At 73.3% G+C, this 22,639-nt stretch carries 21 protein-coding genes and 1 other RNA gene; 14 read left to right on the forward strand and 8 right to left on the reverse strand.

What is annotated here, in order from left to right; genetic code table 11:
* Nucleotides 1–192 precede the first annotated feature (192 nt).
* Nucleotides 193–1,512 carry a hypothetical protein gene (locus tag WQO_RS09170; protein ID WP_010057632.1) on the forward strand — a complete coding sequence of 440 codons (1,320 nt, stop codon included), beginning with the start codon at nt 193–195 and terminating at the stop codon, nt 1,510–1,512.
* Between the two features lie 52 nt (nt 1,513–1,564).
* On the opposite strand, the gene WQO_RS09175 is transcribed toward WQO_RS09170, so the two are convergent.
* The gene (locus tag WQO_RS09175; RefSeq protein ID WP_058953926.1) at nt 1,565–3,010 is read right to left on the reverse strand and encodes a multidrug effflux MFS transporter; all 1,446 of its coding nucleotides are present in this window, start codon (nt 3,008–3,010) and stop codon (nt 1,565–1,567) included.
* Nucleotides 3,011–3,099: 89 nt separating this feature from the next.
* Between WQO_RS09175 and WQO_RS09180 the strand changes: the two genes are divergently transcribed.
* On the forward strand, nt 3,100–4,095 hold the full coding sequence (locus tag WQO_RS09180) for a Gfo/Idh/MocA family protein (RefSeq protein ID WP_010057629.1): 996 nt from the start codon (nt 3,100–3,102) through the stop codon (nt 4,093–4,095).
* Nucleotides 4,096–4,121: 26 nt separating this feature from the next.
* Here WQO_RS09180 and WQO_RS09185 read toward each other — a convergent pair whose 3' ends face one another.
* On the reverse strand, nt 4,122–5,789 hold the full coding sequence (locus WQO_RS09185) for an alkaline phosphatase D family protein (RefSeq protein ID WP_058953927.1): 1,668 nt from the start codon (nt 5,787–5,789) through the stop codon (nt 4,122–4,124).
* A 144-nt stretch (nt 5,790–5,933) separates the two neighbouring features.
* Between WQO_RS09185 and WQO_RS09190 the strand changes: the two genes are divergently transcribed.
* The 3 genes from WQO_RS09190 (at nt 5,934) to WQO_RS09200 (ending at nt 8,409) form a co-directional block, all read left to right on the forward strand.
* A complete protein-coding gene (locus WQO_RS09190; protein WP_010057624.1) occupies nt 5,934–6,743 on the forward strand; it encodes an SDR family oxidoreductase in 810 nt (269 codons plus the stop codon).
* A 202-nt stretch (nt 6,744–6,945) separates the two neighbouring features.
* Entirely contained in the window at nt 6,946–7,425 is a 480-nt protein-coding gene (locus WQO_RS09195) for a lamin tail domain-containing protein (RefSeq protein WP_010057623.1), read from the forward strand.
* Nucleotides 7,426–7,554: 129 nt separating this feature from the next.
* A complete protein-coding gene (locus WQO_RS09200) occupies nt 7,555–8,409 on the forward strand; it encodes a PhzF family phenazine biosynthesis protein (protein ID WP_010057622.1) in 855 nt (284 codons plus the stop codon).
* A 32-nt stretch (nt 8,410–8,441) separates the two neighbouring features.
* Here WQO_RS09200 and WQO_RS09205 read toward each other — a convergent pair whose 3' ends face one another.
* Nucleotides 8,442–9,464, reverse strand: a complete 1,023-nt coding sequence (locus tag WQO_RS09205; RefSeq protein ID WP_058953928.1) for a hypothetical protein — start codon at nt 9,462–9,464, stop codon at nt 8,442–8,444.
* Nucleotides 9,465–9,550: 86 nt separating this feature from the next.
* Nucleotides 9,551–10,195, reverse strand: coding sequence for a TetR/AcrR family transcriptional regulator (locus WQO_RS09210; RefSeq protein WP_010057621.1), 645 nt, complete (start codon nt 10,193–10,195; stop codon nt 9,551–9,553).
* A gap of 206 nt (nt 10,196–10,401) precedes the next feature.
* Between WQO_RS09210 and WQO_RS09215 the strand changes: the two genes are divergently transcribed.
* The 5 genes from WQO_RS09215 to bglS all read left to right on the forward strand — a co-directional run bounded on the left by WQO_RS09215 (nt 10,402) and on the right by bglS (nt 15,657).
* A complete protein-coding gene (locus WQO_RS09215) occupies nt 10,402–11,790 on the forward strand; it encodes an MFS transporter (RefSeq protein WP_107115868.1) in 1,389 nt (462 codons plus the stop codon).
* 101 nt (nt 11,791–11,891) lie between these two features.
* Nucleotides 11,892–12,581 carry a GNAT family N-acetyltransferase gene (locus WQO_RS09220; protein WP_010057619.1) on the forward strand — a complete coding sequence of 230 codons (690 nt, stop codon included), beginning with the start codon at nt 11,892–11,894 and terminating at the stop codon, nt 12,579–12,581.
* 79 nt (nt 12,582–12,660) lie between these two features.
* Nucleotides 12,661–13,563 carry a glycosyltransferase family 2 protein gene (locus WQO_RS09225; RefSeq protein WP_010057618.1) on the forward strand — a complete coding sequence of 301 codons (903 nt, stop codon included), beginning with the start codon at nt 12,661–12,663 and terminating at the stop codon, nt 13,561–13,563.
* Between the two features lie 76 nt (nt 13,564–13,639).
* Nucleotides 13,640–14,653 carry a LacI family DNA-binding transcriptional regulator gene (locus WQO_RS09230; RefSeq protein ID WP_010057616.1) on the forward strand — a complete coding sequence of 338 codons (1,014 nt, stop codon included), beginning with the start codon at nt 13,640–13,642 and terminating at the stop codon, nt 14,651–14,653.
* Nucleotides 14,654–14,877: 224 nt separating this feature from the next.
* Nucleotides 14,878–15,657 carry a beta-glucanase gene (gene bglS, locus WQO_RS09235; protein WP_010057614.1) on the forward strand — a complete coding sequence of 260 codons (780 nt, stop codon included), beginning with the start codon at nt 14,878–14,880 and terminating at the stop codon, nt 15,655–15,657.
* A 74-nt stretch (nt 15,658–15,731) separates the two neighbouring features.
* Here the strand turns inward: bglS and rnpB are convergent.
* Together rnpB and WQO_RS09240 are read right to left on the reverse strand one after the other, a co-directional pair.
* Nucleotides 15,732–16,140: RNase P RNA component class A (rnpB, locus tag WQO_RS33650), an RNA gene on the reverse strand.
* Between the two features lie 55 nt (nt 16,141–16,195).
* Nucleotides 16,196–16,765: a Uma2 family endonuclease gene (locus WQO_RS09240; RefSeq protein ID WP_010057612.1), complete on the reverse strand. Its 570-nt coding sequence runs from the start codon at nt 16,763–16,765 to the stop codon at nt 16,196–16,198.
* Nucleotides 16,766–16,944: 179 nt separating this feature from the next.
* On the opposite strand from WQO_RS09240, the gene WQO_RS09245 reads away from it, so the two are divergent.
* Both WQO_RS09245 and WQO_RS09250 read left to right on the forward strand, forming a co-directional pair.
* Nucleotides 16,945–17,694 (forward strand): MerR family transcriptional regulator, encoded by a 750-nt coding sequence (locus WQO_RS09245; protein WP_010057610.1) that lies wholly within the window; start codon nt 16,945–16,947, stop codon nt 17,692–17,694.
* A gap of 136 nt (nt 17,695–17,830) precedes the next feature.
* Nucleotides 17,831–18,574 carry a hypothetical protein gene (locus WQO_RS09250; RefSeq protein WP_010057609.1) on the forward strand — a complete coding sequence of 248 codons (744 nt, stop codon included), beginning with the start codon at nt 17,831–17,833 and terminating at the stop codon, nt 18,572–18,574.
* Here the strand turns inward: WQO_RS09250 and WQO_RS09255 are convergent.
* Nucleotides 18,525–19,952: an RNB domain-containing ribonuclease gene (locus WQO_RS09255; RefSeq protein WP_010057608.1), complete on the reverse strand. Its 1,428-nt coding sequence runs from the start codon at nt 19,950–19,952 to the stop codon at nt 18,525–18,527. The genes WQO_RS09250 and WQO_RS09255 overlap by 50 nt on opposite strands.
* 321 nt (nt 19,953–20,273) lie before the next feature.
* Here WQO_RS09255 and yaaA point away from each other — a divergent pair, with 321 nt between their 5' ends.
* Nucleotides 20,274–21,074 (forward strand): peroxide stress protein YaaA, encoded by an 801-nt coding sequence (gene yaaA / locus WQO_RS09260; protein WP_010057607.1) that lies wholly within the window; start codon nt 20,274–20,276, stop codon nt 21,072–21,074.
* Between the two features lie 75 nt (nt 21,075–21,149).
* Nucleotides 21,150–21,815 carry a bifunctional 4-hydroxy-2-oxoglutarate aldolase/2-dehydro-3-deoxy-phosphogluconate aldolase gene (gene eda / locus WQO_RS09265; protein WP_058953929.1) on the forward strand — a complete coding sequence of 222 codons (666 nt, stop codon included), beginning with the start codon at nt 21,150–21,152 and terminating at the stop codon, nt 21,813–21,815.
* 36 nt (nt 21,816–21,851) lie between these two features.
* Here eda and WQO_RS09270 read toward each other — a convergent pair whose 3' ends face one another.
* Nucleotides 21,852–22,637 carry a sulfite exporter TauE/SafE family protein gene (locus WQO_RS09270; RefSeq protein ID WP_010057605.1) on the reverse strand — a complete coding sequence of 262 codons (786 nt, stop codon included), beginning with the start codon at nt 22,635–22,637 and terminating at the stop codon, nt 21,852–21,854.
* Nucleotides 22,638–22,639 lie beyond the last annotated feature (2 nt).

The following is a 22,639-nucleotide window of genomic DNA, read 5'->3' on the forward strand; positions in this document are numbered from 1 at the left end:
CCGCTTCCGCCGGGGCGGGCGGGGGTACGCAGGGACGTACGCGGGCGGGACAGGGGGCCGAACGAGCCGCACGAAGGGTTCACGTAACCGGTACGGAACAGGAATCCGGCGAACTCCACGTGGCCGGAGGCCTGTTGCTACGCTGACCCGCGCGTGCACGGCACCAGATCAAGATGGTCCAGCGGGGGAGCCATGAGGCAGAAGATCGTGCGGCTGACGCTGGTCGGCGGGGTGGTCTTTCTCGCCCTGCTCCTGCTGCTGGCGACCTGCGGCGGCGATCCCGAGGGCGAGACGAAGGACGGCGCGGCCACCGCCACGGCGAAGCCGGTGCTGCCGAGCGCGGGTCCGGTGACCCGGCTGACCGTTCCGCCCGAGTACGCGACGGACCGGGGCTGGGAGATCATCGGCTCCTCCCCCGATGTCGCCGTCTCCCATACGACGGGTCTGCTGGCCTATCTGGAGCGGTCCGAGGGCAACCGCTACCGGCTGCGCACGGTCGACACGGCCAGCGGCGAGCTGGGCTGGCGGGGCCAGGCCTGGCAGCCGCCGGACCCGCTGCACTACCCGAAGCTCGCCACAGTGGCCAAGGGCGACCGGCAGTACTTCGTGACCTGGTCCTACGGGAAGGTCGGCGACGGCCTCTCCCCGTCGAGCACCTTCCTCGCCCTGGATCTGTACGACGTGACGAACGGGAACCGGCAGCGCGTCGAGGTGCCGTGGTCCGGGGCCCCGAAGGTGACCACGACCGGGCCGGGCATCGTGATCAGCGACGCGAAGGCGAACAGCACCCTGATCGACCCGGTCACCGGTGAGGTGACCGAGCTGCGCGCGGACAAGCTCGGGTATCCCCAGGGATGCCCGGCCTGCAAGCAGCTGACCGAGGTGCACGGGCAGACCGCCGACGGCCTGCTGCTGGGCGGGGCGCGGGAGTTCTGGGTGCGCGGCGGCTGGTTCAGCCGGAACGTGGCGCCCAAGGGGACCGAGAAGGGCAGCGGCGTGGTGACGTCGATGACCCCGGACCAGGTGCTGGCGAAGTGGCAGCCCGCGAAGAAGACCAAGCGGGCGGGGACCCATGAGCTGTGGGCGGTGCACGACGCGGCGACCGGGGAGGTGCTCACCTCGGTGGAGTGCCACAAGCCGGCCATAAAGCCGGGGCGCTACCCGCAGGCGGTCCTCTCCCCCTCGGGCGACTACCTGATCGCCGGGAACCTGGCCTTCGACCTGGAGGCGAAGCAGGGCCGCTGCTTCGAGGACGAGGGCGGCACCGCACATCTGACGCTGGCCACGGTGACGGACGACGGCATCGCGTACGGCGCGGAGAACGCCCGCGACGCCTCGGAGGCGCTGTCCGGCGGCGGGCTCCCGGTCGCGATGGACTTCGCCACCTGGAGCACCGAGCGGTTGTCGCGCAACGCCCGGCTGCCGGGGACGGAGACGACGGGGGTCGGGGTGTTCCGCTGGACCGACCGGCAGGACCGCACGCATCTGATCGGCTACCCGCGCACGGGCTGAGACCGCCCGGACGCATACGGGCCGAGCCCTCCCAGGCCGGCTCCTCGGGCCCTCAGAGGCCGCCGGCCTCGCGTCCCGCGCGCTGCCAGGGGCGGCACAGGAGCAGGAAGCAGCCCACCGCCGCCACCGCGCAGACCACCTGGACGACGGCCATCGGGACGGCCGTGTCCTCCCCCGCGATGCCGACCAGCGGGGAGGCGACGGCCCCGATGAGGAACGAGGACGTGCCGAGCAGCGCGGAGGCGGAGCCCGCCGCGTGCTTGGTCCGCATGAGGGCCTGGGCGTTGGTGTTCGGCATCGCGAGGCCCATCGCCGACATCAGGACGAACAGTCCGGCGGCGACGGGGACGAGCCCGACCTCGCCGAAGACGCCGGTCGTCATCAGGAGCAGCGCGACGGCGGCCAGCACGATCACGGCGAGGCCGAAGCCGAGCACCTTGTCGAGGCGGAACCGGCCCACGAGGAGCTTGCCGTTGATCTGCCCCACGGCGATCAGACCGATGGAGTTGAGCCCAAAGAGCAGGCTGAAGGTCTGCGGCGAGGCCCCGTAGATCTCCTGCACGACGAACGGGGAGGCGGAGATGTACGCGAACAGGACGGCGAAGGCGAGCCCGCCCGCGACCATGTAGCCGGTGAAGACCCGGTCGGCGAGCAGCCCGCGCATGGTGCGCAGGGCGTCGGTGACACCGCCGGTGTGGCGGGCGGCGGGCGGCAGCGTCTCGTGCAGCCACTTCCACACGACGAGGGTGAGCACGATGCCGACGGCGGTCAGCACGACGAAGATGCCCCGCCAGTCGGTGAACCGCATCACCTGCCCTCCGATCAGCGGCGCGATGATCGGGGCCACGCCGGAGATCAGCATCAGGGTGGAGAAGAACCGGGCCATCTCCACGCCGTCGTAGAGGTCGCGCACCACGGCCCGGGCGATGACGATCCCGGCCGCGCCCGCGAGCCCCTGGAGGAGGCGGAAGCCGATGAGGAGTCCGGCGGTGGGGGCCAGGGCGCAGAGCGCGGTGGCGAGGACATAGACGACCATGCCGAGGAGCAGCGGGGTGCGGCGGCCCCAGCGGTCGCTCATCGGTCCGACGACGAGCTGGCCGAGCGCCATCCCGGCCAGGCACGCGGTCAGCGTGAGCTGGATGGTGGCGGCGGGGGCGCTCAGGGAGTCGGTGACGGCGGGGAGCGCCGGGAGGTACATGTCCATGGACAGCGGCGGCAGGGCGGTGAGCCCGCCGAGGACCAGCGTGACCAGGAGTCCGGTGCGCCGGGCGGCCTTCGCTGCCGGGTCGGACAAGGCGGAGGATCCGGGCGCTCCCGGCAGGCCTGCCGGGGCTGTGGCCTGCGGGGCCGCCGGGTCGACGGCGAGGGCGCCCGCGTCCCCGTGCGGGACGGCCGGGTGGCCATCGGCTCCGGCGGCGAGGGCCGCGTCGGTTCCGGGTCCGGTCCCGGAGGTGGGTATGTGTGCTCGCTGGGCCCGGCTGCCGCCGCTCTCCGGCATTCTCATCTCCACATCGTTGAATCCGCATCTATGCTCTCAGCTCGACCGGAGTGGTCGATACCTTTTTCGGGCGGGCTGGGGTGGCGGGCATGGGTGACAGGGTGCGCTGGGGTGTTCTGGCGACGGGCGGCATAGCCGCGACCTTCACGGCGGACGTACAGGGGCTCCCCGACGCCGAGGTGGTGGCCGTCGCCTCGCGTACGGAGGCCTCGGCGCGGGCCTTCGCCGACCGGCACGGGATCGCCCGGGCGTACGGCAGCTGGGCGGAGCTGGTCGCCGACGACACGGTGGACGTGGTCTACGTGGCCACCCCGCACTCGGCGCACCACGCGGCGGCCTCGCTCGCGCTGAAGGCCGGAAAGCACGTGCTGTGCGAGAAGGCGTTCACGCTCAACAGCCGGGAGGCGAAGGAGCTGGTGGCGCTCGCCCGGGAGCGGGGCCTCTTCCTGATGGAGGCCATGTGGACCTACCTCAACCCGGTGGTCCGCCGGCTGACCGAGCTGGTCCGGGACGGGGCGATCGGCGAGATCCGTACCGTCCAGGCCGACTTCGGCTTCGCGGGCGACTTCGCCCCCGGCCACCGGCTGCGCGACCCGGCCCTGGGCGGCGGGGCCCTGCTGGACCTCGGGGTCTACCCGGTGTCGTTCGCGCACCTGCTGCTGGGCGAGCCGGACCGGATCCAGGCCGACGCGCTGCTGTCGCCGGAGGGCGTGGACCTCAACACGGGCATGCTGCTGGGCTGGGAGTCCGGTGCGACCGCGCTGCTGTCCTGCTCGATCGTCGGCCACCATCCGACGGCGGCCACCGTGATCGGCACGGCCGGGCGGATCGACATCCCGCGCGACTTCTTCCACCCGGACCACTTCGTCCTGCGGCGGGCGGGTGCGGAGCCGGAGACGATCACGTCGGGGCCGGGGCCGCAGGGGCTGTCGGGCATGCAGTACGAGGCGGTCGAGGTGGCGCGCGCGGTGCGGGCGGGCGAGGCCGAGTCGCCGCTCGTCCCGCTGGAGGGTTCGCTGGCGGTGATGCGGACGCTCGACGCGGTACGGGACCGCATCGGCGTCCGCTACCCGGCGGATCACTGAGCCCTGTTACGCGGGCGTGAGCCCGGCTATGCGGGCGTGAGCCCCGGGTTCCCGGCCTCCGTGACGAACGAGGCCGCGGTGGTGAGGGCCGCCCCGGGGGTCGTGACGGCAGCGACCGTACGGAAGTCGGCGCGGGCCTCCTTCGTGCCGAGGGTGACGACCGCGTAGCCGCGCCGCCCGTTGTAGTGCTTGAGGTGCGGGTTGGCGCGGGTCTGGTTCTGCCAGTTGGCGGGCCGGTCCGCGCCGTCCTTGCCGCTGGCGATGGAGGTGGTGACGATCTCCGTGCCGATCGTGCGCGAGGCGGGGTCGGCGAAGTCCTTCTTCAGGTCGAAGGCGTACGAGACGTGGACGTCGCCGGTCAGGACCATCAGGTTCTCCACCCCGGCGGCCTCGGCGCCGGCCAGCACCCGCTGCCGGGAGGCGGGGTAGCCGTCCCAGGAGTCCATGGAGAGCTTGAAGGCGCCGCTGGGCACATCGCGCCGCTGGGCGAAGGTGACCTGCTGCGGGACGACGTTCCAGGTGGCGTCCGAGGCCCGCCAGCCGTCGATCAGCCAGCGCTCCTGGGTGGCCCCGGTCATGGTGCGCGCGGGGTCCTCGGACTCGGGGCCCGGGGTGCGCCAGCCGTCGCCGTACGCCTGGTCGCTGCGGTACTGGCGGGTGTCGAGGATGTCGAACTGGGCGAGCCGCCCGAAGCGGAGGCGGCGGTAGAGCGTCATGTCGGGTCCGGTGGGCCGCTGCGGGGTGCGCAGCGGCTGGTTCTCCCAGTACGCGCGGTACGCGGCGGCCCGGCGGAGCAGGAACTCCTCGGGGGTGACGTCGTTCTCGGGGATCCCGCCGGCGTAGTTGTTCTCGGTCTCGTGGTCGTCCCAGGTGACGACGAAGGGGTGGGCGGCGTGGGCGGCGCGCAGGTCCGGGTCGGACTTGTAGAGGGCGTAGCGCAGCCGGTAGTCCTCCAGGTTCTGCGTCTCGCGGTTGTAGTGCGCGGGGAGGGTGCGGTCGGTGTAGTTGCGGGCGCCGCCGGTGGCGTTGACGGCGTACTCGTAGAGGTAGTCGCCGAGGTGGAAGACCACGTCGACGTCCTCGGCCGCGAGGTGGCCGAGGGCGGTGAAGTACCCGTCGTGGTACGCCTGGCAGGAGACGGCGGCCAGGGTGAGGGAGCTGGTGCGGGCGCCGGGGGCGGGGGCGGTGCGGGTGCGGCCGACCGGGCTGGTCCAGCTGCCGGTGCGGAAGCGGTAGTAGTACAGGCGGCCGGAGGCGAGGCCCTGGACCTCGGCGCGGACGCTGTGGGCGAACTCGGGGTGGGCGGTGACGGAGCCGCGCCGCTCGATCCGGCGGAAGCGCTCGTCGCGGGCGATCTCCCAGCGCACCTCGACCCGGCCGTTCGGCAGTCCGCCGCCCGGCTCGTAGGGGCGGGGGGCGAGCCGGGTCCAGATCAGGACGGACGTGGGGTGCGGATCGCCGGAGGCGACGCCGAGGGTGAACGGGTCCTCGGCGATCCGGCGGGCGTCGACCTCGGCGGCGCTCGCCGTGCCGGCGGCGGGCAGGTTGACGGCGAAGGCGAGCGCGGCGGCGGCTCCGGTGCCGGTCAGGAAGCGCCGACGGCCCACGCCTGGTTCCAGTAAGCGGGCGGCGGTGCGGAGTTCGATGGCTCGGGTGCCCTGATCGGGCGTCATGATGGTCCGTGCGGCTGTCATATGCCCCTCCTCAGCCCGGATGCTGTCGGGATTCATGGCAGTGGGAGGGAACGACGCACCGTTGTCGCGTGCACAACATCCGCATGGCGGGTCGATGAGCACCGCGTGCCCTGTGCACGGATCTGTCCCGTACGCTGCCGGGCCATGAACACAGAGCAGACAGAGCAGGCAGGGCGGACCGCGCGCAGCAGGGACGGAGGGCAGCCCGGCCGGAAGGTCGCCGTCGTCACGGGGGCGGGCTCGGGGATCGGACGGGCGGTCGCGCTCGCCCTCGCGAGCGGGGGCTGGTCGCTGGCGCTCGCGGGCCGGCGGGCCGAGCCGCTGGCCGAGACGGCGGCCGCCGCCGGGGACACCGAGGCGCTGTGCGTCACCACGGACGTGACGGACGCCGACGAGGTGGCCGCGCTCTTCACCGCCGTACGGGACCGGTTCGGCCGGCTGGACCTGCTGTTCAACAACGCGGGCACGTTCGGCCCCGGCGGCGTACCGCTGGAGGACCTGGCCGTCGCGGACTGGCGGGCGGTCGTCGATGTGAACCTGACGGGCGCGTTCCTGTGCGCGCAGGCCGCGTACCGGCAGATGAAGGAGCAGGACCCGCAGGGCGGCCGGATCATCAACAACGGTTCGATCTCCGCCCACGCACCGCGCCCGCACTCGATCGCCTACACGGCCACCAAGCACGCGATCACCGGGCTGACGAAGTCGCTGTCGCTGGACGGACGCCCCTACCGGATCGCCTGCGGCCAGATCGACATCGGCAACGCGGCGACGGAGATGACCGAGCGGATGCAGACCGGGATCCTCCAGGCCAACGGGGAGCTGGCGGTGGAGCCGGTCATGGCGGCGGCCGACGTGGCGCGGACGGTGCTGCACATGGCGGAGCTGCCGCTGGAGGCGAACGTCCAGTTCGCCACGGTGATGGCGACGAACATGCCGTACGTCGGACGGGGCTGAGGCGAGGGTGGGGCCGGGGCGGAGCCGGGGCCGGGCGTGGCGGCGCGGCGCGGCGCGTGATCATCTGCGATCAGATCTGATCGAACTGGCCAATGGATAACCGGATTTGCGGATTTCGCCGCCTGCGACCGGGCAAGCGCGTGCTGTCCGTATGATCGCATCCTGTTACGCCTTCACCAGAACGACACAGAAGGAACACCGCATGCGCATACGCACCGCTGCGCCGATCGCCCTGGCCGCCGCCACCGCACTGGCCGGCTCGCTCCTCGCCACGGCGGCACCGGCCTCGGCGGCCGCCCACCAGGGCGGACTGCACTTCGGGGCTGTTCAGTTCGACGGCCCCGGCAAGGACGACCGGTCGAAGAAGTCGCTGAACGCCGAGTGGGTGAACATCCACAACAACAGCAAGAAGAAGGTGCAGCTCAAGGGCTTCAAGGTGAAGGACGACACGGGCTACACCTACACCTTCGGCAGCTACACCATCGGCGCGGGCAAGACGGTCAAGGTCCGCACCGGCAAGGGCAAGAACGTCTCGGGCACCGTGCACTGGAACCGGGGCTCGTACGTCTGGAACAACACCGGCGACAAGGCGCGGCTGATCAAGCCGAACGGGAAGCTCCAGGACTCCTGCTCCTGGGGCAAGTCCACGAAGGCCAACAAGGGCGCCAAGAACTGCCACTGACCCGCCCGGCGCTTCGGACAGAGGGCTGGTCGCGGCTGCCGGGGAGTCGCGACCAGCCCGCTCCCACGCCCCGGCCGCCCCTGACCGCGGGCCGGGAATGGCGGGGGCAGCGGCACGGTTGTCTGCTGCATGACACATGATCACCGGGTCGAGGTCCTGCGCTACACCGCCTTCTCCGCCGATCCCGCGGGCGGGAACCCCGCCGGGGTCGTCCTGGACGCCGCAGGTCTCGACGAGGAGCGGATGCTCGCGATCGCGGCGGAGCTGGGGTACAGCGAGTCGGCGTTCCTGACGGAGCGGACCGGCGAGGGCGCGTACACGATCCGCTACTTCAGCCCGAAGGCCGAGGTGCCGTTCTGCGGTCACGCCACGGTCGCCACGGCGCTCGCGCTGGCCGAACGGGACGGGCCGGGCGCGCTGGAGTTCACGACACCCGCGGGGGTGGTCCCGGTCTCCGTCGTCCGGGAGGGCGGCGCGCTCCGCGCCACCCTGACCAGCGTGGCGCCGCATGTCGAGGAGGTCGCCGAGGCCGACCTGACGGAGGCTCTGGCGGCCCTGAACTGGGCGGCCGCCGATCTCGACCCGGCCCTGCCGCCCCGGATCGCCTACGCGGGGGCCCGGCACCTGGTGCTGGCCGCCGCCACCCGGGAACGGCTGGCGGAGCTGGACTACGACTTCGCTCGGCTGGAGGCGCTGATGCGCCGGCTCGACCTGACCACCCTGCAACTGGTGTGGCGCGAGGGGCCCGAGGTGTTCCACGTCCGGGACCCGTTCCCGGTGGGCGGGGTCGTCGAGGACCCCGCGACGGGCGCGGCCGCGGCGGCCTTCGGCGCGTACGCACGGGAGCTGGGGCTCGCACCGGAGGCGGCGGTGCTGACCCTGCACCAGGGGGCGGACATGGGCCGCCCCGGCACCCTCACCGTCGAACTGCGCGCGGGCGACGCCCGGATCCGGGTCAGCGGAACGGGCACCCGGATCGGCTGAGACCTGGAGGGCCGGGGGCCCGCGGGGCCGGGTCAGCCGGTCGCGCTCTTGGCCGGGGAGACGTGGGCGTACCAGCGCTCCGTCTCCTCCTGGTCGAGGGCACGCTCCAGCAGGGCGTCCCCGCGCATGCCGGGGAAGAAGCGGCCCGCGGGCCAGGTCCGCCGGTAGGACGGCTCGTCCAGGACCAGCAGCCGGACGCCGTCGACGACGGGTATGTCGGCGGGGGCGCCCTCGTTCCAGATCAGTTCGCCGTCCGGGGCCACCAGGTCGAAGGAGCCCACGGTGTCCACCTGGCCGGGGGTCTCCCGGCAGACGGCCACCTCCTGCGACGACGGCGCGTGGCCCGCCACATGGCCACCGCCGATGAGCGCGTCGGCGAGCAGCGTGTGCAGCTGGAAGTTGTCCCCGATGCCGGAGATCCGCAGGAGGTAGCCGGTGCCGCTCGTCCGGTGGAGGGCGACGAGCGGTTCGTCGTCCAGCACCAGGAGGGCGTGGGCGAGGGACTTCAGCTCCAGGCCGGAGGCCCGCTCCACCGCGCCGAGCAGCCGCAGCGCGTCGCCCCGGGAGCCGGCCTCCCGCCGTACGCCGGGGTGGTTCAGCATCGCGACAGCGGCCATCTCCCACTGGGGAAGCGTCCACCAGCCGACGGCAGCGTCGCGACCGGCCCGCTCCACGGCCTCCGGGCCCGGCTCGCCACCGTCCGGGGCGGGAAACGCGCCGCCCCCGGTCGCGGCCCAGGCGTCGGCGAACGCCACGGCCTGTTCCAGGGCCCACCGCAGTCCGGCCAGCACCCCCGGTGCGCAGCGCTCGGCGTCCGCACCGCGTTCGACGCAGGCCCCGACGAGCACGGCGACGACGGCCCGCGGGCCGGGCGGCACCTGCTCCAGCACGGCGGCGAGCCGCGGCCCGCCGTCCAGCAGTTCCGACTCCCTGGCCTGCCCGAAGGTCTCCTGCAACCGGACGAACGCCTTGCCGGACCGCTTGGTGTCCTGCGCCGACACCGCCGCCTCGAAGTCGGCGACGGCTCCCCCGAACCCGGCTTTACCGAATATCATTCCACCACTTTATCGACGGCCCGTTCGATGCCAGGAAGCCGGTCCCGCCCAAGGGAAACCGGCCCCGCCACGGGCTCCCGCACCCCTCACCGTACGAACACTCCCGCCCGCGCGGCGGCGACGGCCGCGGCGGCCGCCCGGTCGGCGGCCTCCTCGTCCAGCGGGGCGCCGCTGGCGAGCAGCCGGTAGTACAGCGGCGCCGACACCGCCGCGATCACCTCACCCGGGTCCGTACCCGCGGGCAGCTCACCGCGTTCGACCGCCGCCTCGACGCAGCCGGACCACTCCCCGATCCGCACCGCGTAGAAGCGGTGGAGGGCGTCGGCGGTGCGCGGATCACAGGCGGCGGCCGCGATGACGGCCACGAAAAGGGCCCCTTGGCGGGGGTCGGTCAGCGTGCGGACCACGAGGCGGGCGTTGGCCCGGAGGTCCTCGGCCAGGGATCCGGTGTCCGTGCGCGGCAGTGACTGTTCCGCCATGTCCGTGAGCAGGTCGGCGACCAGCCCGGCGGGGGCGGACCAGCGACGGTAGACGGTCGTCTTGCCGACCTCGGCCCGCCGGGCGACGTCGGCCAGGTCGAGCCCGTCGAAGCCGTGCTCGACCAGCGCGTCACCGGCAGCGCGCAGCACCGCCTCGCGCACCCGGGCGGTGCGGCCGCCGGGACGCACGGTGCCGGGCTCCACCCCCTCGACGCCGACGCCTTCGGCGCCTTCCGCACCTTCAGAAGTCATAACGGGCCTCCAGTTCCATTAACGACGCCTCCCCTGCTACGGTGACACCACTCTAACGGAACCACAGAACCGTTTAGCGTTTCCCGTGTCCAGGAAGGCGCCCCGCCATGCCCACACCCTCCCCCTCACCCACTCCCCGTACCGCATCCTCCGACGTCGGCCCCGCGACGGGCCCCACGACCGGTCCGCCCGTCACCTCCCTCCGCATGTCCAGCCGCCAGAAACTCGTCCTGGCCCTGCTGCTCGGCTCCCAGTTCATGATCGCGGTGGATTTCTCGATCCTGAACGTGGCGCTGCCCGTCGTCGGGGAGGGGCTCGGCTTCTCCCTCGCCGGTCTCCAGTGGATCGCCACCTCCTTCGCGCTCGCCGCCGCCGGGTTCACCCTGCTCTTCGGCCGGGTCGCCGACCTCGTCGGCCGCAAGAACGTGTTCGTCGGCGGCATGGCCGTCCTCGGCCTCTCCTCCGTGCTCGGCGGCCTCGCCACCTCGCCCGAGGTGCTGCTCACGGCCCGGGTGCTGCAGGGCCTGGCCACCGCGGCCGTCACCCCGGCCGGACTCGCGCTGCTGACCACCGCGTTCAGGGAGGGGCCGCTGCGCGAACGGGCGCTGGGGCTCAACGGAGCCCTGATGTCGGCCGGGTTCACCGCCGGGGCGATCCTCGGCGGGCTCCTGACGGACCTGCTCTCCTGGCGCTGGGCCTTCTTCATCAACGTCCCGGTGGCGGCTCTGGTCGTGATCCTGGCTCCGTCCGTGATCACCGACTCCCGGCCGGAGGAACGCCCGAAGCTGGACGTACCCGGAGCCATCACCGTCACCGGCGGGCTGCTGCTGCTCGTCCTCGGGCTGACCCGGGCCGGCGAGACCGGCTGGACGAGGCCGGCCACCCTGGCCGCGCTGGCCGCCGGAGCCGCCCTCCTGGTCGCGTTCGTCCGCATCGAGCAGCGAGCTGCCGCCCCGCTCGTCCCGATCCGCATCCTGAAGCGGCGCAGCGTCGTCTGGGGGAACACCGCCGGGCTGATCGCCTTCGTCACCGAGACCTCGCTGGTCTTCCTGCTGACCCTCTACCTCCAGGAGGTCCTGGGCTACTCCGCACTCGCCACCGGGCTCGCGTTCGGTGTGCTCGGCGCGGGCACGGTCGTCGGCGGTGTGCTCGGCGGACGGGCGGTGGGCCGCTTCGGCAACCGGCGCGCCATCGTCCTGGGCGGCACCGTCCAGGCCGCCGCCACCCTCTCCCTCGTGGCGCTCGGCACCTCCGGGGCCTGGATCTGGCTCCTGCTGGCGGCCACCTTCGTCGGCGGCGTCGGCAACATGCTGGTGATCGTCGGCTTCATGGTCACGGCGACCTCGGGCCTGCCGGACGAGGAGCAGGGACGGGCCACCGGGCTGGCGACGATGACGCAGCAGGTGGGCATCGCCCTCGGCATTCCGGTGATGAGCGCGGTGGTCACCGCCCGGATGGGGGCGGCGGACGGGCCCGGCGCGGTACTGTCCGGCGTCTCCAGCGCGATCCTGGTCAACTCCGCGCTGGTCCTGGCCGGTGCCGTACTGGCCGGGTACTTCCTGGCGGGAGGGGCCCGGAGGCGGGAGAACGGGTGAGCCGGTCCTGCGCCCCGGGCCGGCCCGGGAAGCAGGGACAACTCGGGCAGGCAGGACCGGCCCGGGAAGCGGACCCGGATCGACAGCGGGAGGATACGGACATGGCTGCTCCCGAGCCTGACCCTGGACGCGCCCCCGGCACCGGCTCCACCCCCGGCTCCACCGCCGACACCGACGACAACCCCGGCTCGGCCCCCGACCCCGCTCCCGGCCCCGAGCCGCTGACCGTCCCGAGCATGTCCGCGGGTCCGGACTTCGTCCTGCGCCCCTGGGAGATGAGTGATCTCCCGCTGATCCGCGAGGCCTCGCTCGACCCGTACATCCCGCTCATCACCACGATCCCGGCCCCCTACTCCGAAGCGGCCGCGGAGGCGTTCGTACGCAGGCAGTGGGAGCGCGCGGCCACCGGCGCGGGGTACCCGTTCGCCATCGTGCACTCCCGGGACCGGCGCCCGGTCGGCGCGATCGGGCTCTGGCTCCGGGAGCTGCCCGAGGGCCGCGCCTCGCTCGGCTACTGGCTCACCGACCTCGCCCGCGGCCAGGGCGTCGCCCGGGCCGCGCTGCGTACGGTGACGGGCTGGGCCCTGCGCGACCTCGGTGTCCCGCGCCTCCAGCTCTACATCGAGCCGTGGAACACCGCCTCCGCCCGGATCGCCGAGGACATCGGCTTCCGGCGGGAGGGCCTGCTGCGCGGCTGGCAGCAGGTGGGCGACGAACGGCGGGACATGGCCGTGTACGCGCTGCTGAACAGCGACGGACCGGTGGATGGCCGGGCGGTAACCGCACACTGAACACCGAGGCGTTACGATCGCGGGCACCGCTGCCGACCAGCAGCCGGCCACCGGCAGCCGAGCTCCAGGAGTACCGACCGTGTCCGCACCGCGCATCGGCGTATCCATCGTGACCATGGGAGACCGCCCGCAGGCGGTCGAGGCGCTGCTGGCGTCCGTGGCCATGCAGGACGTCCGGCCCACCCGGCTCGTGATCATCGGCAACGGTACGGCCCTCCCTGACTACTCCGCCACACCCGGCCTGGAGGACCTCGACGGCGGGGTGACCACCATCGAGCTGCCGGAGAACCTCGGCTGCCCTGGCGGCCGGAACGAGGGACTGCGCAGGCTCGCCGAGATCGGCGACGTGGACGTGGTGATCGAGCTGGACGACGACGGGCTGCTGGTCGACAAGGACGTCTTCCGCCGGGTGCGGGACCACTTCGCGGCCGACGACCGGCTCGGCATCGTCGGCTTCCGGATCGCCGACGAGACCGGCGAGACGCAGCGCCGCCATGTGCCGCGGCTGCGGGCGGGCGACCCGATGCGCGGCGGCCCGGTGACGGCGTTCCTGGGCGGCGGCCACGCGTTCTCGATGAAGATGCTGGCGGAGACCGGTCTGTGGCCCGCGGAGTTCTTCTTCACCCATGAGGAGACGGACCTGGCCTGGCGGGCGCTGGACGCCGGCTGGAAGGTGGAGTACGACCCCGAGCTGCTGCTCCAGCACCCGAAGACCTCCCCGGCCCGGCACGCGGTCTACTACCGGATGACGGCCCGCAACCGCGTCTGGCTGGCCCGCCGCAACCTGCCCCTCCCCCTGGTCCCCGCCTACCTCGGCACCTGGACCCTGCTCACCCTCGCCCGCACCCGCGACCCGAAGGGCCTGCGCGCCTGGGCGGGCGGCTTCGTCGAGGGCGTCCGCACCCCGTGCGGGGAGCGGCGCCCGATGCGCTGGTCCACGGTGTGGCAGATGACGCGGCTGGGCCGCCCGCCGGTCATCTGACCGACCCGCGTCCGCCACCTGCCACAGGCCACAATGGAAGGGCTTCCGGATCCGTCGCGAGGGAAGGCCGGTGTCCATGGCCGAGGAACTGCCGCACCGGCACGCCACACTGGACGAGGTGGCCGCGCTGGCCGGTGTCTCGCGGTCGGTGGCATCCCGAGTGATCAACAACGCTCCCCATGTCAGCCGGGCCAAGCGTGAGTCCGTCGAGAAGGCGATCAGGAAGCTCGGCTACGTACCCAATCCGAAGGCGCGCGCCCTGGCCACGCGTCAGGCGGGTGCGGCCGCGCTGGTCATCTCGCGGGACGACCCGGAGGTGTTGACGGACCCGTTCTTCGGGCAGCTCATCGCCGGGGTGGCCGGCGCCCTGGAGGAGGCCGACCTGCACATGATGCTGTGCGTGGCCGCCACCCCGCGCGGCCGGGAGCGGGTGGAGCAGCTCGTGCGCTCCCGGGCCGTCGACGGGGTGATGCTGACGGCGTCGCACGAGGACGACCCCCTGGCCCGGATCGCCAAGGAGAGCCCGCTGCCGGTCGTCTTCGGCGGGCGCCCGGTGGACTTCGAACCGCGCTGGTACGTGGACATCGACAACGTCGGCGGCGCGCGGGAGGCGACCGAGCACCTGCTCGCGCGGGGGCGGACCCGGGTGGTCACGATCTGCGGACCGCTGGACACCGAGGTGGCCAGATCCCGGCATCGCGGCTATCGGGAAGCGATGACGCTCGCCGGTCTGACGCCCCGGCCGCCCGAGGCCGGGGACTTCTCCGAAGCCGCCGGAGCCGCCGCCATGACCCGGTTGCTGGAAGCCCATCCGGACCTGGACGGGGTGGTCGCGGCCAACGACAACATGGCGGCGGGCGCGTTGCGCGCCTTGCGCGGAGCCGGCCGGCCGGTGCCCGAGGACGTGTCCGTGGTGGGGTTCGACGACCTCGCCGTCGCCCAGCTCACCGATCCCGCGCTCACCACGATCCACCAGCCCATCCGGGATCTCGGGCGCGAGATGGCCCGGATGCTCGTCGGGGTCGTCGCGGGCCGTACGGCCGGTCCGCTGATCCTGCCCACGCATCTGGTGCAGCGTTCCAGCACCTGACGGGCCGACCGCCCGTGTCGGCGGCCGGCCCGGCCGCTGATTCCGGGAGCGCTTCCAGGAAGACCGATCCTGTCGGATGCATTGTCGGCCATCTGGTGCGCTGCTACTTTCTGGAAGCGCTCCCAGTTTCTCCGCACCACCGGCGTCCTCCCCCCGCACAGACGTGCCGCCAGCGGACGCCGAACCTGTCCCGCACACGGGTTTCACGGCACAAGGAGGCCGAGATGCACTCCCGCACGCGATCACGTCGGTTCCCCACACCTCGCTGGCTGCTGGCTCCGCTGGCCGCCCTCGCCCTGATCTTCCAGCCGATGACCGCCCCCGCGTACGCCGTCGGCGGCAGCTTCACCGACACCTTCGACGCCTACGACACCGGCCGCTGGCACAAGGCCGACGGCTGGTCCAACGGAGGCATGTTCAACGTCGGCTGGCGCGCCGACCACACCTGGTTCAACGGCGGCGTCATGGGCCAGAACCTCGACGTCGCGACCTGCCCGTCCGGCTGCTCGGGCAAGCCCTACGCCTCCGGGGAGTACCGCACCGACGAGCTGTACTCGTACGGCCGCTTCGAGGCCCGGCTCCAGGCGGTCAAGCGCGAAGGCGTCGTGACCGGGTTCTTCACGTACACCGGGCCGAGCGACGGTCAGCCCTGGGACGAGATCGACGTCGAGATCCTCGGCAAGAACACCACCCAGATGCAGACCAACTACTTCACCGACGGCGTCGGCGGCCACGAGACCGTCATCGACCTCGGGTTCGACGCCTCCGCCGGCTACCACGACTACGCCATCGAGTGGTGGAACCAGGGCACCATCAACTGGTTCGTGGACGGCAGACTGGTCCACCAGGAGAACGGCTCCCGCGGTCCGCTTCCCACCCGCCCGATGCGCATCATGACCAACCTGTGGCCGGGGACCGGGGTCGACGGCTGGCTCGGCCCGTTCACGTATCCGGGCACTCCGCTGACCGCCCGCTACGACTGGATCAAGTACACGAAGTACTGATGCCGGCAGAGGAAGCAGGGAAGCAGGCCGAGAGCCCCTGACCGGCTCGACGCCGGTCAGGGGCTCTTGGGCGGCAGACGAGTCGTGCTGTACGCCGGGTTCTGTCTCCCGGTCGCCTCGCGGCGGCCGGGGAGACGGCCATCCATCTAGGGCCGGCATTGCTGCCGGCCTCGTGCGGTCTACCCGCGAACTCGGGCGAGCAGCCCTCGAACGTCCGCGCAGGGCCGTCCCGTTTCCGGCACGGCCCCTCTTGACCTTGCTCCGGGTGGGGTTTACCTAGCCGCCTGAGTCACCTCAGGCGCTGGTGGTCTCTTACACCACCGTTTCACCCTTACCCGCGACCGAAGTCCCGGGCGGTCTGTTTTCTGTGGCACTGTCCCGCGGGTCACCCCGGGTGGCCGTTAGCCACCACCCTGCTCTGTGGAGCCCGGACGTTCCTCGGGAGGATCCGGGGATTCCTCACGCGGCCGTCCGCACGGCTCGTCTGCCGTGATCGCCATCCTACCGGGCTGTACCGACCGCCCCCCGTCCGTGCCCCTCAGCCGAAGTCCCCGGTCTCCAGGTCGAAGGCGAAGGGCTCGGGGAGCGGGAGCGGTTTCCCGTACGGGATGGTCAGGTGCTGGCGGTAGTCGTCACCCTCGGGCTCGCTGAAGAGCGTCACCGAGCTGTCGTCCCGGTCGAGGAGCAGGTAGAGGGGAATGCCACCGCGTGCGTAGCAACGGCGCTTGGCCTCGCGGTCGGCCTGCGGCTTGGTGGAGGTGACCTCGACCACGAGGGCGACGCCCTCACAGGGCATCCAGGGGTCGGCGCCCCGGAAGAGGCGACGCTCGGTGGGGGCAAAGGTGCCGTCGGGGATGGCGTGGTTCTTGGGGCAGCCGCCCCCGCTGCGGAGCTTCAGGCCCTTGTTCCCGGAGAAATCCATGTCCGTGCGGGACTTCCTCAGCACCTGCTTCAGAACCAGGCTGATGTAGTCCTCGTGGTCCCCGTCCGGCGGCGGCGTCACGACAATCTCCCCCTCGATCAGCTCGGCCCGGAAGCCTTCCGGCGTGTCCAGGGCCAGGAAGCCCTCCAGAAGGACTTCTGCCTGCGTGAGCGGCTCGTGCGCCATGGCAGTCATGTCACGCTCCTTCCTCGGTCGCTCGCCAGACTCGGGCATCGGGGGACCAGCCGTCCGTGAGAGGGGAATTCTTCCTCCGATCGTGGCACAGGACCGCTCGGCGTGGACGAAGGCTCGGGAAGGAACGCGCCGCTTGACCTTGTCGCAGCGTCAACGTTTCTACTGGCCGCATGCGTATCGGAGAGATCGCCGCGCTCGTGGGAGTCACCTCCCGGGCCGTCCGGCACTACCACCACATCGGCCTGCTGCCCGAGCCCGCCCGGCAGGCCAACGGCTATCGGGCGTACACCGTCCGCGATGCCGTACTGCTGGCCAGGATCCGGCGGCTGACGGAGATCGGGCTCTCGCTCGACGAGGTGCGGGATGTGCTCGCCGATGACGCGGGGCGGGAGCTGGGCGAGGTGCTCGCGGAGCTGGACGCCGATCTGGCGCGGCAGGAGCGGGCGATCCAGGAGCGGCGGCAGGTGCTGGCCGTGCTGCTGGAGGCGCCGCTCACCTCGGACGGGCCGCTCTCGCCCGCCCTCGCCGCGCTCCTGGACCACGCGCCCGCCACCACCTCCCCGACCGCCGCGAAGGACCGCGAGCATCTGGCGTTGCTGGACGCGGCGGGCGACGGGGCCGGGGCGGAGCTGTTCGCGGCGCTGCGGCCGCTGGCCGAGAACCCGGGTGTGCTCGCGATGTACGAGCGGCTCGACGAGCTGGAGGAGGCCGGGGCGGACGACCCGCGGATCGCACCGCTGGCGGCCGAGCTGGCCGGCGCCGTGCCGGACGAGGTCCTGGCGGTCATCCCCGAGGGGGAGCCGTCGGCGACGGGGTTCGGGCGGGTGCTGCTCGACGACTATCCGCCCGCGCAGCGCGCGGTGGTGCGCCGGGTGATGGAGGAGCTGGCCGAGCGGGTGCGGAGGAGGGGGGCGTCATGAGGGCACGGGTGGCGAGGGGGCTTCGGGTCGCGATGTGGGCGGTGCTGCCCGGCGAAGTGGCGCTGGTGGTCTGCCTGGTGGCCGGGGTGCGGATACCCGGTGCCGTTCTGCCGCGGCCGAGGCGCTGGTCGTGGGGATGCTCGCGCTGGAGGCGTACGTGATGTGGCCCCGGTACGCGGCCCGGCGGCGGGCGGGCGACACCCGGCGGGAGGCCGGGCTCGCCGTGGTGCGTGCGGCGGTGCCGGTCGCCCTGCGGCGGCTGATCGTCCACGAGTTCCGGGCGCTGCACAGTCTCGGGCTGTGGACCGTACGGCGCCGCCACCGGATTCCGGAGGGGGCCCGGCCGTTCTCGTACACCGAACCGCAGACCGGGATCATGTGGGCGTTCCTCTTCGTCTCCGTCGTCGAGACCGTGGTGCTGGCCCTGGTGATCCCCTGGCCGCTGGTCCACGCGGTCGTGCTCGTGGTGGACGTGTACGGGATCGTCATCATCCTCGCCCTGCACGCCGCCGCGGTGACCCGGCCGCATCTCGTGGGGGCCGACGGTTCGCTGCGGCTGCGGTACGGGGCGTTGTTCGACCTCCAGGTGCCCGCCGCCGCCATCGCCTCCGCACGGGTCGAGCGGCGCTTCCCGGACGGGGGGCTGGTCGCGGTCGACGAGGACGGGACGCTGGATCTGGCGGTGGGGAGCCAGACGACGGTGACCGTGGAGCTGACGGGGCCGGTGGAGTTCGCGCGGCCGCTCGGGCGGCACGGGCGTGCGCGGACGCTCCGGTTCCACGCGGACGATCCGCGGGCGGTCGTCGCCGCGCTCGCCGCGCCGCGTTCCCTCACGCCGGAGCGAACAGCACCGTCCTCGCCGCCGGCCCCGCCCGCGTGAGCCGGACCCGCAGCCGCTCCCCCAGTGGCAGCGGGGCCGTGCCGCCCTCGATCCGGCCGACGACCGCCGGGTCCCGGAGGTGGACCGTGCCGATGGCCGGGTCCCGGTCCTGGACGTCGACGACGTACGCGTCGAAGAGTTCACCCTCGCGCCCCTCCAGGAGCGCCGCCTCGACGAGATCGACGCAGGCCCGCTCCACGGTGCCCGCGCGGCGCGTCCCCTCGGCCATCTCCTTCGGGAGGGCGGGAAGGGCCTCCCGTACCCACTCCGGGGGCGCCTTCCCGGCTGTCGCGGCGAGGCAGAGTTCGGAGGCGTACCGGTCGACCAGGCGGCGCAGCGGTGCGGTGCAGTGCGTGTAGAGGTCGGCGACCGCGGCGTGCACGGCGGGGTCGGGGAGGTCGCCGCCCTCGAAGACGGTGTAGCCCGCGCCGCGCAGCAGGGTGGTGCACTCCTGGAGGAACGCCGCGTGGTTGCTCTTCTCCGGGTCGAGGGAGCGGACGACCTCGGCGTAGGGGACGTGGTGCGGCCAGTCGATGCGCAGGGCGTGGGCGGAGCGCCGCAGCCGGGCGACGGCCCCGTCGGGCGCGAGCGGCAGGGTGCGCAGGATGCCGGTGCCCGTGTCGGCCATGAGCCGGGCGGCGGCCATCCCGGTGAGGAGCGAGATCTGCGCGTTCCAGGCCTCGGCGGGGAGCGTGGCGCGGTAGGCGAGGCCGTAGGAGCCGTCGTGCTCGATGACCTCCTGTTCGGGGACGTCGAGCGAGATGCCGCCCCGGGCCACTTCCTGTTCGGCACGCAGCCGCCCGATGTCCCGGAGCAGGGCGAGGGACTCCTCCGCGCTGCCCGCGTCGATCTGCCGCTGGACGCCCGCGTAGTCGAGTTTCGCGCGGCTGCGGACCAGGGCCCTGCGTACGTCGGTGGCGACGGCCTGTCCGTCGCCGTCCAGGTCGATCCGCCACAGCGCGGCCGGGCGCGTCTCGCCGGGGAGGAGACTGGCGGCGCCCTCGGAGAGGACGGCGGGGTGGAGGGGGATGCGGTCGTCGGGGAAGTAGAGGGTGGTGACCCGGCGGTGGGCCTCGGCGTCGAGCGCTCCGCCCGGGCGGAGGAAGGCGGCGACGTCCGCGATGGCGTAGTGCACCCGGTAGCCGCGCCCGTCCCGGCGGCGCTCCAGGTGCATCGCCTGGTCGAGGTCGGTGGAGGCCGGCGGGTCGATGGTGAGGAAGGGGAGACCGGTGGCGTCCTCGTGGGCCGACAGGTCCGGAGCCCGGGCCGCTTCCGCCGCCTCCGCGAGCACGTCGGGCGGGAAGGCGCCGGGCAGGTCGAGTTCGGTGCGCAGCGCCCGCAGGGCGGCCCCGAGCGAGCAGTCGGCTGCGCCGGTCATACGCAGGTGGCGGCGGGGCATGGCCCGAGCGTAGGCCGGGAGGGGACGGGCGGCATCCGGGGCGGTTCCCGGGGCCCGGGTGGGAGTTCCCGTCCGGGGCGACCGCCCGGGCCGCCGTTCGGGGGTGGTGGACGAGGGCTCGCGGGGAGGCCGCGTCCGGAGGCAGCAGCTCCCGGGCTCGCGCGGGGAGGCCGCAGGAGGATCCCCGGATCCCACCGGCGTACGGGAACCCCCGCCCCGCCCCCGTACCCTTGCCGAGGACCCGGCGAGCCCGCACGCCCCCCGGATCCGCGCTCGCCGTACGTACGAAGGAGAACCGCCGTGCTCGTGCTGTTGCCGCCCTCCGAAGGAAAGGCCGCCTCGGGGCGCGGGGCTTCGCTGAAGCCGGAGTCGCTGTCGCTGCCGGGGCTCGCACCGGCCCGTGCGGCGGTGCTGGACGAGCTGGTCGAGCTGTGCCAGGCAGACGAGGAGAAGGCCCGGGATGTGCTCGGGCTGAGCGTGGGTCTTGCGGGCGAGGTCGGCAAGAACGCCGAACTGCGCACCGCGGGGACCCGCCCGGCCGGGGACCTGTACACCGGCGTGCTGTACGACGCCCTCGACCTGGCCACGCTGGAGACGGCCGCGCGACGCCGGGCGGCCGCCTCGCTGCTGGTCTTCTCGGGGCTGTGGGGCGCGGTCCGGATCGGTGACCGGATTCCGCCGTACCGCTGCTCGATGGGGGTGAAGCTGCCCGGTCTCGGTGCCCTCGGCGCGTACTGGCGCACCCCGATGGAGACCGTGCTGCCCGAGGCCGCGGGCGACGGGCTCGTCCTGGACCTGCGGTCCTCCGCGTACACGGCGGCGTGGAAGCCGAAGGGCGAGGTGGCCTCGCGGACGGCGAGCGTGCGGGTGCTCCACGCGCAGATCGTGGACGGCGTGGAGAAGCGGTCCGTGGTGAGCCACTTCAACAAGGCGACCAAGGGCCGGCTGGTGCGCGACCTGCTGGTGGCCGGTGCGCGACCCGAGGACCCGGCGCGGCTGGTGGAGGTGTTGCGGGACCTCGGTTACGTGGTGGAGGCCGAGGCGCCCGCGCGGGCCGGGCGGCCGTGGTCGCTGGACGTGGTGGTGACGGAGATCCACTGACCCGACCGCACAGGTGCGTTGCGCAGGACGCAACGCTCGTTGCAGATATTGGTGGCCGCGCGGCAGGATGACCCCATGACCTCCTCCGTGCCGCCCGCCGTGCCCTCCGCCGCAGCCACCCCCGACGCCTCCGTGCTCGATCTCGCGCCCGTCGTCCCCGTCGTCGTCCTGCACGACGCCGCCGACGCGGTGCCGCTGGCGCGGGCGCTGGTGGCGGGCGGTCTCCCGGCGATCGAGGTGACGCTGGGCCCCCCCGCCGCTCTGGAGTCGATCCGGGCCATGGCCGCCGAGGTGCCGGGCGCGGTCGTCGGCGCGGGCACGGTGATCTCGCCGGAGCACGTCCGGGAGACGGTGGCCGCCGGGGCCCGGTTCCTGGTCAGCCCGGGGTGGACGGACGCGCTGCTGGAAGCGATGAAGGCGTCCGGGCTGCCGTTCCTGCCGGGCGTCTCGACCACCTCCGAGGTGGTGGCCCTGCTGGAGCGCGGGGTGAGCGAGATGAAGTTCTTCCCGGCCGAGGCGGCGGGCGGTACGGCGTATCTCAAGGCCCTGTCGGCGCCTCTCCCCCAGGCCCGCTTCTGCCCGACCGGCGGCATCTCGCTCGCCTCCGCGCCCTCCTATCTCGCGCTGCCCAACGTCGGATGCGTGGGCGGCAGTTGGATGGTCCCGGGCGATGCGGTGGCGGCGAAGGACTGGGACCGGGTGGCCCGCCTGGCGGCCGAGGCGGCGGCGCTCGCGCCGTAGGCATCCCACCGCCGGCCTGTTCCCAACAGCGCGGGATCAGCCCAGGAGTTGCACCGCGTACAGCCCTCCGACGCCCAGGGCCAGCACCCCCAGCAGCAGCCGCAGCGCCGTCTCCGGCAGGCGCGGCTGGAGGCGGGCGCCCAGGTAGCCGCCGCAGAGCCCGCCGAGTCCGCAGGCCAGGCCCAGGGACCAGTAGGGCGCGATGTCGCCGGTGGTGGTCAGGGACAGCAGTGCGTACGTCCCCGCGCCCACCACCGAGGTCACGAAGGTGGCGGCGAGCGCGGCCGGGGCGACCTTCGCCACCGGCATGCCGCGCCCGACCAGGATCGGGCCGAGGAGCGAGCCGCCGCCGATCCCGTAGATCCCTCCGGCGACGCCGACCGCCATGGCCAGCCGGGTCACGGCGCGGGGCGAGGGCTCCCGTGCGGGGTCCGGGCGGGAGGCGCGGCGCAGGGTGCGCAGGCAGAGCCAGCCGCCCAACGGCAGCAGCAGGAAGGCGATGAGCAGCCGGAACACCGAAGGGCCCGGCACCGCGAACACCCGGATCACCGCGCCGGCGACCACCCCGGGCACGGTGCCGAGGACGAGCAGCCGGGTCAGCGGCCCCCGCAGGGTCCCGGCCCTGTGGTGCCGCAGCAGGGCCCCGGGGCCCGCCACCACGTTGTAGAGCAGGTTGGTCGGGGTGACCGCCGGGCTGGGCACCCCGAGCACGCTGACCTGGACCGGCAGCAGGAACACCGCGCCGGAGACGCCCACCGGCGCGGTGGCCACGGAGATCAGCAGCCCGGCGGCGAACCCGAGCAGCCCCGTCGGCCAGTCCATGG

It is taken from the genome of Streptomyces globisporus C-1027 (assembly GCF_000261345.2).
Lineage (GTDB): Bacteria > Actinomycetota > Actinomycetes > Streptomycetales > Streptomycetaceae > Streptomyces > Streptomyces pakalii.